The following is a 14,096-nucleotide window of genomic DNA, read 5'->3' on the forward strand; positions in this document are numbered from 1 at the left end:
ACAGCTGCCAAATTTCAGGTTTTTAATCTGTATTGCAGCCCTTTGTTGATAAAAAATTTAGGCGGTAAACCGGCTGTTTTTTGCTACTTTTGCCGAGATTTTAGGAAGCGTATATATAAATGAAATTTACTTTACAGGCAAACGATATCCACTCTAAAGCTAGAGCCGGAACAGTTACTACCGCTCATGGCGAGATTCAAACACCCATTTTCATGCCTGTGGGCACTGCCGGAACGGTTAAAGCTGTTCATCAGCGTGAATTGGAAAATGATATCAATGCACAAATTATACTGGGAAACACCTACCACCTGTACCTCAGACCGGGACTTGATGTTCTGGAAAGGGCCGGTGGTTTGCATAAATTTATAGGTTGGGACCGTCCTATTCTAACGGATAGCGGTGGTTATCAGGTATATTCCCTGAGTAAGGTGAATAAGATTAAAGAAGAAGGTGTTACATTCCGCTCCCATATTGACGGATCAAAACACTTGTTCACGCCTGAAAATGCAATGGACATTCAGCGCACTATCGGAGCTGATATTATCATGGCTTTTGATGAGTGCACACCATATCCCTGTGACTACAAATACGCAGCAAATTCCATTAACATGACCCACAGGTGGTTAAGGAGGTGCTGCAAGCGTTTTGATGAGACTACACCAAAGTATGGTTTTGAGCAAACCCTGTTCCCTATCGTGCAAGGCTCTGTTTATAAAGATCTGCGTGTAAAGTCTGCAGAGTTTATTGCCAGCATGGGCCGCGAAGGTAATGCAATTGGTGGTTTGTCGGTGGGCGAGCCTGCAGAAGAGATGTATGGTATGACTGAAGTGGTCTGCAATGTACTTCCAGAAGATAAACCACGTTATCTTATGGGTGTTGGCACACCAATTAATATCCTGGAAAACATCGCTTTAGGCATTGACATGTTTGATTGTGTAATGCCAACAAGAAATGCAAGAAACGGTATGCTTTTTACCCGCAACGGGATTATTAATATCGGGAATAAAAAATGGGCAGATGATTTCTCTCCTATTGACGCAGATAGTGATCTGTATGCGGATCAGGTTTATTCGAAAGCATATTTGCGTCACCTGATGCATTCTAAAGAAATGCTTGGTGCACAAATTGCAACACTGCACAATCTACATTTTTACCTTTGGCTGGTTAAAGAAGCAAGGGAAAAAATTATTAGCGGCGAGTTTTACGCCTGGAAAAATAAAATGGTAACTATATTAGGTAATAAACTGTAAATGAACTTCCTGAAAGGCAGAATTAAGATTATTGACGGCTATATCATTGGCAAATATCTGGGTACGTTTATCTATACCCTGACTTTGTTCGTGGTTATCATTGTAATCTTTGACCTTTCAGAGAAACTGGATGATTTTTTAGGCAACAACCTTACGCTCTGGCAAGTTATATCACTTTATTACGCGGGTTCAATTCCTTTCTATGTGAATATGCTGTCCCCGCTGATCAATTTTATTGCTGTGATTTTTTTCACAGCAAAAATGGCCGATCAGACAGAGATCGTACCTATCCTCAGCGGTGGTGTAAGCTTTAACCGGTTCCTGCAGCCCTACCTGATCTCAGCATTTATCATTTTCGCTGCTAACCTGGGTTCTAATCTTTATATTTTACCCTACACTAATCAGTTAAAGACTACCTTCGAAAATACATACGTAAAGAAAAATGACCCATCCAGTAAGCTGAATATTCATATGAAGCTCGATGACAACACCTATATCTATATCGAATCTTTCGAAAACAAAAGTAAATCCGGGTATAAATTTATGCTGGATAACTTTAAAGGTGATGTTCTGGTTAAAAAATTAGTTGCGGAAAATATTAAGTGGGATTCCTTAAAACGAAGCTGGAAAATAACCAATTATACGGTACGCCATATCAACGGATTAAAAGAAAGCTTTGAAAACGGGCTAACCAAAACCAAAGATACTGTTCTGGACATGAGTCCAAACGATTTCTCAGCCTATGAGAATGTATACGAAACACTTACGAATAGAGAGTTAGTCGATAAAATAGAGAAGGAAAAGACCAGGGGAACTGGTATAAGGAATGACCTGCTTTTTGAACAATACAAAAGGTGGTTACAGCCATTATCGGCCTTTGTATTGACGCTCATAGGGGTTGCGCTTTCGTCCAGAAAGGTTCGCGGAGGTGTTGGCCTGCCACTCGGAGTGGGTATTATTCTGAGTTTCGCATATATCGTATTAAACCAGTTTGCCAAGATGTTTTCCATTAAAGGTGGAATTCCTCCGCTACTCGCTGTCCTGGTGCCAACCATTTTCTTCGGATTACTAGGCTACTATCTTTTAAGAAAAGCTCCAAAATAAATGACAAAGCCCGCTCTCAACGAAGAAAACAGAAGTTTACTGATACTTCATGGTACAATTTTAATCTGGGGCTTCACGGGGATCCTGGGTGCCTTAATATCGATAGATCCGGTACGAATGGTCTGGTATAGGGTTATGATTGCCAGCATCACCCTTTTTTTCTATTTTAAAGCGAGTAAGTTTAACCTTAAAATAAGCCGGAAAGAATTTCTGCAATTCTTCTTTACAGGAAGTATTGTAGCACTGCACTGGATCCTTTTCTTCGAGGCTATTAAAGTATCCACCGTCTCCGTCGCCCTGGTCTGCCTGTCTGCATTCACATTATTTACAGCCATTTTAGAACCTTTTTTCAGAAAAACAAAGATCCAGCTAAGTGATATTATCATCGGTCTGGTAATTATTGCCGGCATTTACATGATCTTTAAATTTGAAAGCAATTACACAATGGGTATCATTGTGGGTTTATCTGCTGCACTTTGCTCGGCAACATTTTCTGTTTTCAACTCTATGTTTGCCCAAAAAAGCGATGCCAAAATCATTGGGTTTTATGAGATATCCGGCGCATTTGTATGGATAACATTATATAGAATTTTCGATGGAACATTGTCTCATGAAACGTTTAACCTGAGCACATCCGATTGGATTTACCTGTTCATATTAGGAACTGTTTGTACTGCACTGGCCTACATTGCCGGCGTATCTGTGATGCGTACATTGTCTGCTTTCCGCGTTGCATTAATCACAAATCTGGAGCCGGTATACGGCATCATATTAGCCTATTTATTCTTTGATCATAAAGAGACAATGTCGCTTGGATTTTACGGTGGAACTGTCCTTATTCTGGGTGCAGTTTTTCTTTATCCAATCTATAAAAAAAGACAAAGTCAACTCGGACCCTCCAAATAAAAACAAGCTTAATATTATATTGACCGGGCCTCTTTGAGGCCTTTTTTATGCGCGCTCAAAACTCATATCTTAAGATTTAAGCCCAGCATCCGAAAGGAAATCTTCAATCAATACGACAGTTAATACAGGTGCCAATTTTCAAATAGAATTCAGAAAAAAATAAGGCGATCAGACTGATGAAACAGCGCTCCGCAGCGGAATAAAACAAGCACAAACAAAGGGGTCCATACTCAGTTTATCCGGCAGAAGAAGTATGGAAACTCCGTGAGGGTAGGGGAAGCAGGAGTCGTAGAAAGCCATCTTATTTCAAACTGGAATAAACAAAATCATTCTATTTATTTTCTAATATTAGTGTATATTCATCAAATTTTATTTCCAAATAAAAAGATAGAATAAAACAAATACAAACTACGGGAGAACGGCATTAAAAAAAGAAAATACCTTATAAAATACTCGAATAAAATATTTAAATATTTACACTAACTATCAGATATTTAAACTAAACAAATAAAGTTAAACATCATATAATAATGGATTTAATTTTTAAATTTTACTAATTATTTTAGCACAACTCTTGAATGCGTTTTTTTACACTAAATAAATATTTAATAATCAGCAAAATAGTACTACTGACTTCCATATGTACATCACATACGGCGATCGGACAGGTATATTCTGGGGAACAGAACCCACTTAGTGTAAAATGGAAGCAAATTACCAGCGGAAGTTTCCGCATCATTTATCCCTTGGAAATGGAGGCAGATGCACAGCGTATGGCTAATACTTTCCAACATATTGCCCCTGCCATCGGAAATAGCCTTAACGTAAAGATTTCGCCCATTCCGATACTCCTGCAAAATCGCGGAGTAATCGCTAATGGCTTCGTCCAGCTAGGTCCTAAAAAATCCGAATTCTTCAGCACACCTCCTCAGAATTTCGACAGCCAGGACTGGTTGAATAACCTGGCTGTTCACGAGCTCCGGCATGCTGCACAGTTCGACAAATTAACCGGAAGCAGACCCTACCCCTTCCCTGAACAAGTATATTTTGCCTGGATGGGAGCCAGCATCCCAATGTGGTTTTTTGAAGGTGATGCCGTAACGACAGAAACAGCCCTTACCTACTCCGGTCGCGGCAGGCAACCTGCATGGATCATGCCCTACAGAACAGCCTTACTGGAGGGTAGAAAGTTCAGCTACAGCAAGGCAAATTTCGGATCGGAAAAAGACATTACCCCCGGCTATTATCAGCTAGGCTACCTGCTGTCTTCAGGCATCCGCAAATCGGCTGGTAAATTTGTATTTGATAGTGTACTGACAGACATTAAAAAGAGACCATTCAGGCTTTATCCTTTTGCAGGCAGCCTGCAAAAATTCACCGGTAAAACCGGCCGTCAATGGTACGATGCTGTCAACAGTGAAATTGGAAAAGAGTGGCTGCAGCAGGACCGGAAGAACTTATCGGAGACTTATCCTCAGCTCAGCCCGCCTGCTACATTCGAGACTAACTACATGCTGCCGGTTCAACTGAAGAACGGCAATATTTTAAGTCTGCTGCAAAGTAAAGCAGAAACTCCGGCTTTTGTACTTCTGACACCTGAAGGTAAACAGACAAGACTTAAATCAATTGGTCAGCAGGAAGAACCCTGGTTCAGTTATTCAGCAGGCAAGATCGTTTGGAATGAAATCCGTTACGATATGAGATTCCGCCAGCGAAGTTATAGCGTGGTCTGTATCTACGATCTGGAAACCAAAAAAGTTAAACAGCTAACAACCAGGACAAGAATCTTCTCCCCCACCCTTTCTGCCAACGGACTCAAAATAGCTGCAGTGGAAATTGATCTTTCTAACAAAATTAACCTGATCGAACTGGATGCAGCTACAGGAAAAATTATCAGAACTTTTCCTAATCCAAAGAATCTGCAGATCCAGACGCCAGCCTACAATGATAAAGGGACCCTGATTGCCTACATAACCGGTAGCGAAGCAGGAAAAACTTTAAATACTGTGGATAGCAGCGGAAAAACCACGATTCTCATACCAGAAACCAGACAGCAGCTAACAAGACCGGTATTCATTAAATCCTCAATCGCATTTAACGCGCATTACAATGGAATAAACAACATTTACAGCATAGACTCAGCCGGCAAGAAGATAATGGCACTGAGCGCCTCTAAATACGGCGCATTTAATGTTTCGGCCATTCCTGGTAAAGACAGTTTAATCTTCAACGATTATCGCTCTTATGGTTATGCGATCGCAAAAATGGGCAATAAGCCTAAAGAAACCGGAACCAATACTTTCGTTTACTTTGGTCAGGCTGCTGAAAAACAGGAAAATACGGGCAGTGTGTTCGAAAACATCCCTGACAGCACCTACACCAGCAAGCGATATAATGCCCTGGGAAACCTTTTCCGCATACATAGTGTAATTCCGGTTATTGAAGATGAACACAAAGGCGGTATCCAGCTCGTCTCGAATAACCTGCTGAACACTGTAGATTCCTACGCAGGGATTGCTTATCAGAGTGACCTTGGCAGATTCGAGTATAATGCCGGAATAAGTTTAAAAACCTTCTACCCTATTTTCAACCTGACCTACCGTAACAGAGCACGCAGAACTTTCTACAGCACTCCGCCCACCGGAATTAAACAAGGAGACTGGCGGGAGAATTATGTTAAACTGGAAGCACTGGTTCCTTTTAACTTTAGCAGTGGCCACCACAACTACGGCATAAGTGTAAGAGCGGGCACTAGTTACACGCAACGTTATATGCCTGAACAGATGCCGCAAAACTATATTACCAGAATCAGATTCCCACTGGAGACCGGAGTTTCTTTTTCTCATATCGTGCGCTCTTCAGCCAGAGATGTTGCACCGCGCTGGGCACAAATTCTGAGACTAACTTATCTTGGCCAGCCATTTGATGCATTGCTGAGTGGAGATGTGTTCGCAGCGGAGGGTTTTCTTTATTTCCCCGGAATACTGCGCAACCACAGTTTTATGGCTAATTTTAATTATCAGTCTGCTTCCGGAATCCGTAGCTTTAACAATGAGGTTAGCACGGTCTATGGCTATAATAATATCCGGGCAAAAAGTCTGATGAAAAATTCGTTGCTGATGAATTACAGATTCCCGTTATTCTTTCCTGACGCAGAATTAAGCTCGCTGGCCTATATCCGCAGTGTGAGAGCGGGCCTGTTTGCACATTACGAGAATCTGGGCAGGGAATCAAATCTGGGGCAGCCCAAAACATATGGCTTTGAGGTATTCAGCAGCATGAATCTACTGCGTTACCAGCCGATAGTGGATGTGGGTACCAGATTTATTTTTGTAAACCGGGAATACCATCAGAATCCTATATTTGAATTGATTGTCAACTATACATTTTAACCTATGCGCTTTAAAACTATTCTAATCATCATTTTCACAGTCCTGATCACAATCTTCCTGATGATGAATACAGAGGCTGTCGAATTCAACTTTATTTTCGGAACTGGTGAAATCTCTAAGCTCCTTGTAGTGGGGATCTGCACTTTTGTTGGATTTATACTGGGATATTGGGTGGGAAGGCCTAAAACTGTAATCAGCACTTATGATAATCGTTTCGATGATAACCAGCTTGAAAAAGGCAGGTATGAAGATGGTCATCTTCAGGAAAACCCAAAAAACACACTTTCAGACGAAGACCGGGATTATATCAGCTAAGCTGGATCTGATTCAAAATGAATTCAATAAAAAAATGCCGGTCCTCCATTAGGAAACCGGCATTTTTTTATTGAATATTAAAATTTAAATTAACAAATTAATCAACCTGTAATGCCTGACTGATATCTGCAATTATATCATCAATGTGCTCCAGACCAATAGAAAGCCTTACTGTACCCTGCTCAATGCCGACTTCCAGTCTCTGCTCTTCAGTTAATTTGGAATGTGTACTGGTTGCAGGATGTGTGGCAATCGAACGGGTATCTCCCAAGTTGGCAGAGATAGAGAACATTTTCAGACGGTCCATAAAACGACCAGCAGCCGCTCCACCACCATTAATCACTAGTGTAACAATCCCACCGCCCTGCTTCATCTGCTTTTTAGCAATGTCGTATTGTGGGTGGGATGGTAAAAATGGATATCTGACCTGTTTGATCTCCTCACGTGCTTCCAAAAAGTTCGCAACTTTCAGCGCATTTTCACAATGTCTGTCCATTCTGACAGCCAGTGTTTCCAGGCTTTTAGAAAGTATCCATGCATTAAACGGTGACATTGCCGGCCCACTATGCCTGGCGAAGCCCTCAATCTGACGAATCAGTTCGTCCGACCCCAGGATAATCCCGCCGAGTGTACGGCCTTGTCCGTCAATAAATTTAGTAGCAGAGTGTATGGAAAGGTCTGCACCATATTTTAGTGGCTGCTGCAGGTAAGGTGTAGCGAAACAATTATCTACTACCAGCAGGATACCGTGCTTTTTAGCAAGTGCCCCGATCCACTCCAGATCAATGATATCGATCCCTGGATTGGAAGGTGTTTCTACAAAGATCATTTTAGTATTCTCCTGGATTCCATTTTCCCATTGCTCTTTTTTATCAAGGTCTGCATAGGAATAGCTGATATTCCATTTTGGGAAAATATTATTCAGTAACTGATGTGTGGAGCCAAAAACTGAGCGGCTGGACAATACATGGTCACCTGCAGCCAGGAAAGCTGCGAAAGTAGTGAACAGGGCAGCCATTCCTGTCGCTGTCACCCATCCCGTCTGCGCACCTTCAAGTGCTGCCATTTTTTCAATCAGTTCGGTTGTATTCGGATTAGCATAGCGGCTGTAAACATTTCCTTCTTTTTCATTCGCGAAAAGCGCGCGCATTTCTTCTGCATCATCAAATTTATAGCTTGAAGTCAGATAGAGCGGAACTGAATGTTCTTTATACTGACTGCGTTCCGTCTGCAGCCGTATAGCAATGGTTTCAAAGTTATCGTTCGGCATGGTTATGTTGTATGGATGGTATAGGTGAAGTTAATTTTCGCTGAATGCCCCAGAATATGGGATACGGAGCAATATTTTTCAAATGTCAGATCGAGTGCACGCTCTGCTTTCTGTGCGCTAAGTGATCCGTATAGGTCGAAGTGAATATTGATCACCTCAAAAATCGCTGGAACTTCCTTTTCTTTCCGGGTGGCATTAATCCGGATACGGATATCCGAAAGTTCTTCTTTTTGTTTGCTGAGGATATTGACCATATCAATTCCGCTGCAACCACCGAGTCCTACCAGAAGCATCTCCATTGGCCTGAATCCTTTTCCGTCACCACCGATTGCTGGATTAGCATCTAATTCTACTTTAAATCCAGATGAATTTTCCGCTTCAAAATTGAATTTATTATTTTTTCTGGTCAGGTTGATTTCCATAATTTAAGGTCTGGTGTAAAATATTAGGTTATTTTGCTCAAGCTCCGGCAGTTTTACGTTATTTTCGAATATCCCAAAAACGCTGGATCCACTACCACTCATCAAGGCAAATGTAGCACCTGAGTCGTAAAGCATTTGTTTGATTTGTGCAATTTCAGGATATTTTTGAAAAACAGGTGATTCAAAGTCGTTTTTGACTTTGCCTTTCCATTCACTTACCGGCAGGTTAATTACGTCTTTAAGTGATATCGGTGGGGCTGCCGGCCGGACTGCACCATAAGCTTCGGCAGTTGAAATATGAACAGGTGGTTTGACGATGGTTATGTGATAGCCGGACAAATCCACATTCACTGCAGAGAATTCATCTCCTATACCTGCAGCATAAACTGCTTTATTTTGAATAAAAAAAGGGCAGTCGGCACCTAAAGTCCCTGCATAGCGCTCCAGCTCCGTTTCTGTGATACCTAAACTAAATTTTGAATTGATCAGCTTCAGCAAAAACGCGGCGTCTGCTGAACCACCTCCTAAACCTGCACCTATCGGTATATTTTTCAGTAAAGTAATCTGCTGCTCCGGAAGATCGAATTCCTTTTGCAGTAAGCGGAAGGCTTTAAGACAGAGATTGTCTTCACCGCTGCCAGGAATGTCAAGTCCCCTAATCTGGCAACTGGTATTTTCCGCCGCATTGAGCTCTACGACATCATAAAGTTTTACCGGATAGAATATGGTTTCCAGCTCATGATATCCATCAGCCCGGCGTGCAGTAATATTTAAACCTAAATTAATTTTACAGTTGGCAAATGCGAGCATAGCAGGTCGTTTCTGCTGCAAACTTACAAAAACCAAAAAGCGCGAAGGCATCTGCCCTGAAAAATAAATTAATAGCATTCTTGTAATTTTTACCTTGTAATAGCCAAAATTAAATGATCATGTCCCTGGTATTTTGGGTGTCTGTGTTTTTTTTATGTTATTTTGCGGAAACATTAAATACTACACATGAAACAATATCTGGACTTGATGCAGCATGTGCTGGATCACGGAACGCAGAAACATGACCGCACCGGTACAGGAACAATCAGTGTCTTCGGCTACCAGATGCGATTTAACCTGCAGGATGGTTTTCCGATGGTCACCACCAAGAAATTACACCTCAAATCTATCATTCATGAATTGATCTGGTTCCTGAGCGGGGATACGAACATAGCCTACCTCAAAGATAACCAGGTGAAAATATGGGATGAATGGGCAGACGAACAGGGTAACCTGGGACCTGTATATGGATCACAATGGCGTTCATGGCCGCGCCCGGACGGTACACATATCGATCAGATCAGCCAGATTATCCAGACCATCAAGACTAATCCGGATTCAAGAAGGATTATTGTTTCTGCCTGGAATGTCGCAGAAATTGACCAGATGGCCCTTCCACCCTGCCACGCTTTCTTTCAATTCTATGTTGCCGATGGTAAATTAAGCTGCCAGCTTTACCAGCGCAGTGCCGACATCTTCCTCGGGGTACCGTTTAATATTGCTTCTTATGCACTGCTGACTATGATGGTGGCACAGGTTTGCGGATTACAATATGGCGACTTCATTCATACCCTTGGTGACGCACATTTATACAATAACCATATTGAACAGGCCAAACTTCAACTGACCAGAACTCCTTTTGCATTACCACAGATGGACATAAATCCTGACGTAAAGGATATTTTCGATTTCAAATATGAAGATTTCAGTTTGAAAAATTATGAGGCCCATCCCCATATTAAAGGAGCCGTAGCCGTATGATGTTAACTATAGTTGTCGCCATGGCCACAAACAGGGCTATCGGAAAGGATAATAAATTACTATGGCATCTGCCTGCCGATCTGAAACATTTCAAATCCCTGACTAGCGGCCATACCGTAATCATGGGCAGAAAAACTTATGACTCCATCGGGAAACCACTGCCTAACCGCAGAAATATTGTGATTAGCAGACAACAGGATCTGGAAATACCGGGGATAGAAGTCGTTTCATGCCTGGAAGATGCGACTGCATTGTGCAATAGCGAAGAAGAAGTTTTCATTATTGGCGGCGCACAAATATACACAGCTGCTTTAGCAGTTACAGGAAAACTAGAGATCACTATTGTGGAAGGAGATTTTGAGGCAGATACATTCTTCCCGGAAACAGATCCTGCACAATGGAAAGAAGTGTCGAGAACGGCTTTTCCGGCGGACGAAAAGAATCAATTGAATTATACTTTTTTAACCCTGATACGCAGATAATTAATTTAAATGATCTGCCCGTTCAAAATGTCCAAACCGTAAAAATGGCTTAAAATGCAGCTAAAAGCTGCATAAGAAATTAAATTCAATTAAACGGTCCGAATATTATATTAGGCTGACTATTAAATTAAAAATTTAATTAGATTTGCCGACTTGTTGAAAAATAATACAGCATAGACAAATAATTACAAACAAAAAATGCAAGGTAAAGGTTTCATTAAATTTATGGCAATACTATTAGGTATTGTCTGTGTGTATTCACTCTCGTTCAATCTAGTCACCTCGAAGGTAGAAAAAGACGCCAAAGCGTATGCCAAAGGTGACCTGGTTAAAGAAAAAGCTTACTTAGACTCCATGTCTAGTGTACCTGTCTATCCGGTCTTCGGTTTCGACTACGAATTCTGTAAAGGCAAAGAGATCAACCTTGGTCTTGACCTTAAAGGTGGTATGAACGTTACTATGGAAATTTCATTAGGCGAACTGGTTAAATCTTTAGCTGGTAACCCGGATGATGCTAATTTCAACAAAGCTATCACAACAGCACAAAATCAGATGAATGCCGGTGGTAAAGATTTTATCAACCTGTTTGTAAATGAATTTGAAAAACTTAGCCCCAACGTTAAGTTAGCTGATTATTTCTCCAATCAGGATAATGCACAACAGCTGAAAGCTAACGCCAGCAACTCTGACGTTAAGACTTACCTTTCTAAAGAAGCTAACAGTGCTATTGACCGCTCTTTCATTATTATCAGAAGCCGTATCGATGGTTTTGGTGTAGTAAGTCCGAACATGCAGAAACAAGAAGGTACTAACCGTATCCTGATTGAGATGCCGGGTGTTCAGGATAAAGAAAGGGTTCATAAATTATTACAGGGTTCTGCAGAATTACAATTCTGGCAGGTTTATCAGAATGAAGAAGTTTATTCTGTGATGGAAAACATCAACAAAACCCTTGCCTCCACTTTAAAAGACACTACAGCTACTGCTGCAGTAAAAACTGATACAGCGGCAAAAAGCGGAAGTGCTTTAGCAAACCTGGCAAAGAAAGCCGGATCTAAAGACTCTGTTGATGCTAAAACAGCCGACCTCGCTAAAAGCAACCCACTGTTCTCTGTTTTAAACATCCCGACTTACCAGGCTGAAAATGGACAACCTTCTTTACGCCCAGGCCCGACTGTTGGCTGGGTAGCTCAAAAAGATACTGCCAAAGTAAATGCCTATTTCAATTTACCTGAAGTAAAATCTATCATTCCACAAAGTTTCAAATTCATGTGGAGTGTAAGACCGATGGACGGCACTAAAGTATTTGAATTATACGCAATCAAATCTTTATCTCCAGATGGCAAACCAGATTTAGGTGGTGAAGCAATCAGTGATGCCCGTCATGATTACGATCAGAAAGGTAAACCTGAGGTAACAATGTACATGACTGGCGATGGCGCTCAGAAATGGAAAAAAATCACAGCTGAAGCTTCTGCAGATCCTAACAATAAAAAATCAATCGCTATTGTCCTTGATAATGCAGTTTATTCTGCACCTACTGTTCAGAACGAAATTCCAAACGGTATCTCTTCAATCACCGGTAACTTTACAGTGAATGAAACTCAGGATTTAGCCAATATCTTAAAAGCTGGTAAATTACCTGCGCCTGCACGTATCGTTGGTGAATTTGTTGTTGGTCCTTCTTTAGGCCAGGCTGCAATTGATAATGGTTTACTTTCATTTGTACTTGCATTTGTGGTAATCCTGGTGTTCATGGCTTTATATTACAACAAAGCCGGATGGGTAGCTAACCTTGCATTGGTTATCAACTTATTCTTCATTATGGGTATCCTGGTTTCGCTGGGTGCTGTATTAACTTTACCTGGTATTGCTGGTATCATTCTGGTAATCGGTCTGTCGGTCGATGCAAACATTCTGATCTTTGAGCGTGTAAGGGAAGAACTAAATCATGGGAAATCTGTTTCTGCTTCTATTAGCGAAGGTTTCAAACATGCAATGCCTTCTATTATTGACTCGAACGTTACAGTATTAATCCTCGGTGTTATTCTTTACGTTTTTGGTAGCGGCCCGGTTCAGGGTTTTGCAACTACTTTATGTATCGGTATTCTTTCGTCCCTATTCTGTGCGGTATTAATCTCACGTCTGGTTTTCGACTCACTGCTTGGTAAAAATGCAAATATCACTTTCGGTAATAAATACACCATTCACGCCTTCAAAAATATTGCATTCAACTTTGTTGGACACAGAAAGATCTACTATACTATTTCTTCAATCATCATCGTATTAGGTTTCGTCTTCTACTTTAAAAATGGTGGTTTAAGATTAGGTATTGATTTTAAAGGTGGCCGTACTTATATCGTTCATTTCGATAAAGGCATGAATACCGAAGATGTAAAAGAGGTCCTTGCGCCAAGCTTTGAACATGAAGAAATTCAGGTTAAAACGGCAGGTAATGACAATGAACTTAAAATCACTACAACTTATCATATTACTGATCAGGATGCCGGTGCAGACAAACTTGTCGAAAACGCACTGAAAGCAGGTCTGGATAAAACAAACGTTAAATATTCAATCGAAAGTAACCAGAAGGTAGGACCGATCATCGCAAGTGATTTAGTATACAGCGCTTATGGTGCCATTCTTTTCTCTTGTCTGCTGATGTTTATCTATATCATCGTAAGGTTCAAAAAACTAAACTATGGTTTAGGTGCAGTTATCGCATTATTTCATGATGTACTGCTTGTTCTTTCATTCTATACAATCCTGGACGGGGTGTTACCATTCTCTCTAGAAATTGGTCAGGATTTCATCGCTGCAATCTTAACAGTTATGTCTTACACAATGACAGAAACGGTTGTTGTATTTGACCGTATCCGTGAGAAACTTGCTGAATCTGGTAAAGACGATCTTTACGGTGAAGAGCGTAATCAATTAATCAACTTTGCACTGAACAGTACTTTAAGCCGTACCATTTTAACATCTTTAACTGTATTCTTTGTATTACTGGTTATCTTCATCTTCGGTGGAGAAAGCATCAGAGGGTTCATCTTCGCCTTGTTAATCGGACGTGTTATCGGTACTTATTCGTCACTGTGTATCTCTACTCCTATTGTTATTGACTTAGGAAAAGGAGAGAAACATCCGGCGCATTAATTCATAAT

At 41.0% G+C, this 14,096-nt stretch carries 11 protein-coding genes; 8 read left to right on the forward strand and 3 right to left on the reverse strand.

Annotated features, from left to right (window positions below; all coding sequences use genetic code 11):
* The first annotated feature begins 119 nt into the window (after positions 1 to 119).
* From tgt to BM192_RS08675, 5 genes are all read left to right on the forward strand, one after another.
* A complete protein-coding gene (gene tgt / locus BM192_RS08655; RefSeq protein ID WP_037442817.1) occupies positions 120 to 1,250 on the forward strand; it encodes a tRNA guanosine(34) transglycosylase Tgt in 1,131 nt (376 codons plus the stop codon).
* The gene (locus BM192_RS08660; RefSeq protein WP_170844848.1) at positions 1,251 to 2,354 is read left to right on the forward strand and encodes an LptF/LptG family permease; all 1,104 of its coding nucleotides are present in this window, start codon (positions 1,251 to 1,253) and stop codon (positions 2,352 to 2,354) included. It begins immediately after the preceding gene.
* Positions 2,355 to 3,260 carry a DMT family transporter gene (locus tag BM192_RS08665; RefSeq protein WP_037442819.1) on the forward strand — a complete coding sequence of 302 codons (906 nt, stop codon included), beginning with the start codon at positions 2,355 to 2,357 and terminating at the stop codon, positions 3,258 to 3,260. It abuts the gene before it with no gap.
* Positions 3,261 to 3,838: 578 nt separating this feature from the next.
* Positions 3,839 to 6,652: a TolB family protein gene (locus BM192_RS08670; protein WP_037442821.1), complete on the forward strand. Its 2,814-nt coding sequence runs from the start codon at positions 3,839 to 3,841 to the stop codon at positions 6,650 to 6,652.
* A 3-nt stretch (positions 6,653 to 6,655) separates the two neighbouring features.
* Positions 6,656 to 6,967 carry a LapA family protein gene (locus BM192_RS08675; protein WP_037442823.1) on the forward strand — a complete coding sequence of 104 codons (312 nt, stop codon included), beginning with the start codon at positions 6,656 to 6,658 and terminating at the stop codon, positions 6,965 to 6,967.
* A gap of 97 nt (positions 6,968 to 7,064) precedes the next feature.
* Here the strand turns inward: BM192_RS08675 and BM192_RS08680 are convergent, their stop codons facing one another.
* From BM192_RS08680 to ispE, 3 genes are read right to left on the reverse strand one after another with little or no spacing between them, the layout of a single operon-like run.
* On the reverse strand, positions 7,065 to 8,237 hold the full coding sequence (locus tag BM192_RS08680) for a trans-sulfuration enzyme family protein (protein ID WP_037443305.1): 1,173 nt from the start codon (positions 8,235 to 8,237) through the stop codon (positions 7,065 to 7,067).
* A gap of 2 nt (positions 8,238 to 8,239) precedes the next feature.
* On the reverse strand, positions 8,240 to 8,659 hold the full coding sequence (locus BM192_RS08685) for an OsmC family protein (RefSeq protein WP_037443303.1): 420 nt from the start codon (positions 8,657 to 8,659) through the stop codon (positions 8,240 to 8,242).
* Between the two features lie 3 nt (positions 8,660 to 8,662).
* Positions 8,663 to 9,547: a 4-(cytidine 5'-diphospho)-2-C-methyl-D-erythritol kinase gene (gene ispE, locus BM192_RS08690; protein ID WP_316931017.1), complete on the reverse strand. Its 885-nt coding sequence runs from the start codon at positions 9,545 to 9,547 to the stop codon at positions 8,663 to 8,665.
* 108 nt (positions 9,548 to 9,655) lie between these two features.
* Here ispE and BM192_RS08695 point away from each other — a divergent pair, with 108 nt between their 5' ends.
* The 3 genes from BM192_RS08695 (at position 9,656) to secDF (ending at position 14,088) form a co-directional block, all read left to right on the forward strand.
* On the forward strand, positions 9,656 to 10,450 hold the full coding sequence (locus BM192_RS08695; RefSeq protein WP_037443301.1) for a thymidylate synthase: 795 nt from the start codon (positions 9,656 to 9,658) through the stop codon (positions 10,448 to 10,450).
* Positions 10,447 to 10,932, forward strand: coding sequence for a dihydrofolate reductase (locus BM192_RS08700; RefSeq protein ID WP_037443299.1), 486 nt, complete (start codon positions 10,447 to 10,449; stop codon positions 10,930 to 10,932). Before BM192_RS08695 ends, BM192_RS08700 begins: the two co-directional genes overlap by 4 nt.
* A gap of 198 nt (positions 10,933 to 11,130) precedes the next feature.
* Entirely contained in the window at positions 11,131 to 14,088 is a 2,958-nt protein-coding gene (gene secDF, locus BM192_RS08705) for a protein translocase subunit SecDF (protein ID WP_037443297.1), read from the forward strand.
* Positions 14,089 to 14,096 lie beyond the last annotated feature (8 nt).

Source organism: Pedobacter antarcticus (assembly GCF_900112985.1).
GTDB classification, from domain to species: Bacteria; Bacteroidota; Bacteroidia; order Sphingobacteriales; family Sphingobacteriaceae; genus Pedobacter; species Pedobacter antarcticus.

Coding starts and splice junctions, on each gene's coding strand:
- tgt (WP_037442817.1), top strand. CDS start 120: ATGAAATTTACTTTACAGGCAAACGATATCCACTCTAAAGCTAGAGCC.
- BM192_RS08660 (WP_170844848.1), top strand. CDS start 1,251: ATGAACTTCCTGAAAGGCAGAATTAAGATTATTGACGGCTATATCATT.
- BM192_RS08665 (WP_037442819.1), top strand. CDS start 2,355: ATGACAAAGCCCGCTCTCAACGAAGAAAACAGAAGTTTACTGATACTT.
- BM192_RS08670 (WP_037442821.1), top strand. CDS start 3,839: ATGCGTTTTTTTACACTAAATAAATATTTAATAATCAGCAAAATAGTA.
- BM192_RS08675 (WP_037442823.1), top strand. CDS start 6,656: ATGCGCTTTAAAACTATTCTAATCATCATTTTCACAGTCCTGATCACA.
- BM192_RS08680 (WP_037443305.1), bottom strand. CDS start 8,237: ATGCCGAACGATAACTTTGAAACCATTGCTATACGGCTGCAGACGGAA.
- BM192_RS08685 (WP_037443303.1), bottom strand. CDS start 8,659: ATGGAAATCAACCTGACCAGAAAAAATAATAAATTCAATTTTGAAGCG.
- ispE (WP_316931017.1), bottom strand. CDS start 9,547: ATGCTATTAATTTATTTTTCAGGGCAGATGCCTTCGCGCTTTTTGGTT.
- BM192_RS08695 (WP_037443301.1), top strand. CDS start 9,656: ATGAAACAATATCTGGACTTGATGCAGCATGTGCTGGATCACGGAACG.
- BM192_RS08700 (WP_037443299.1), top strand. CDS start 10,447: ATGATGTTAACTATAGTTGTCGCCATGGCCACAAACAGGGCTATCGGA.
- secDF (WP_037443297.1), top strand. CDS start 11,131: ATGCAAGGTAAAGGTTTCATTAAATTTATGGCAATACTATTAGGTATT.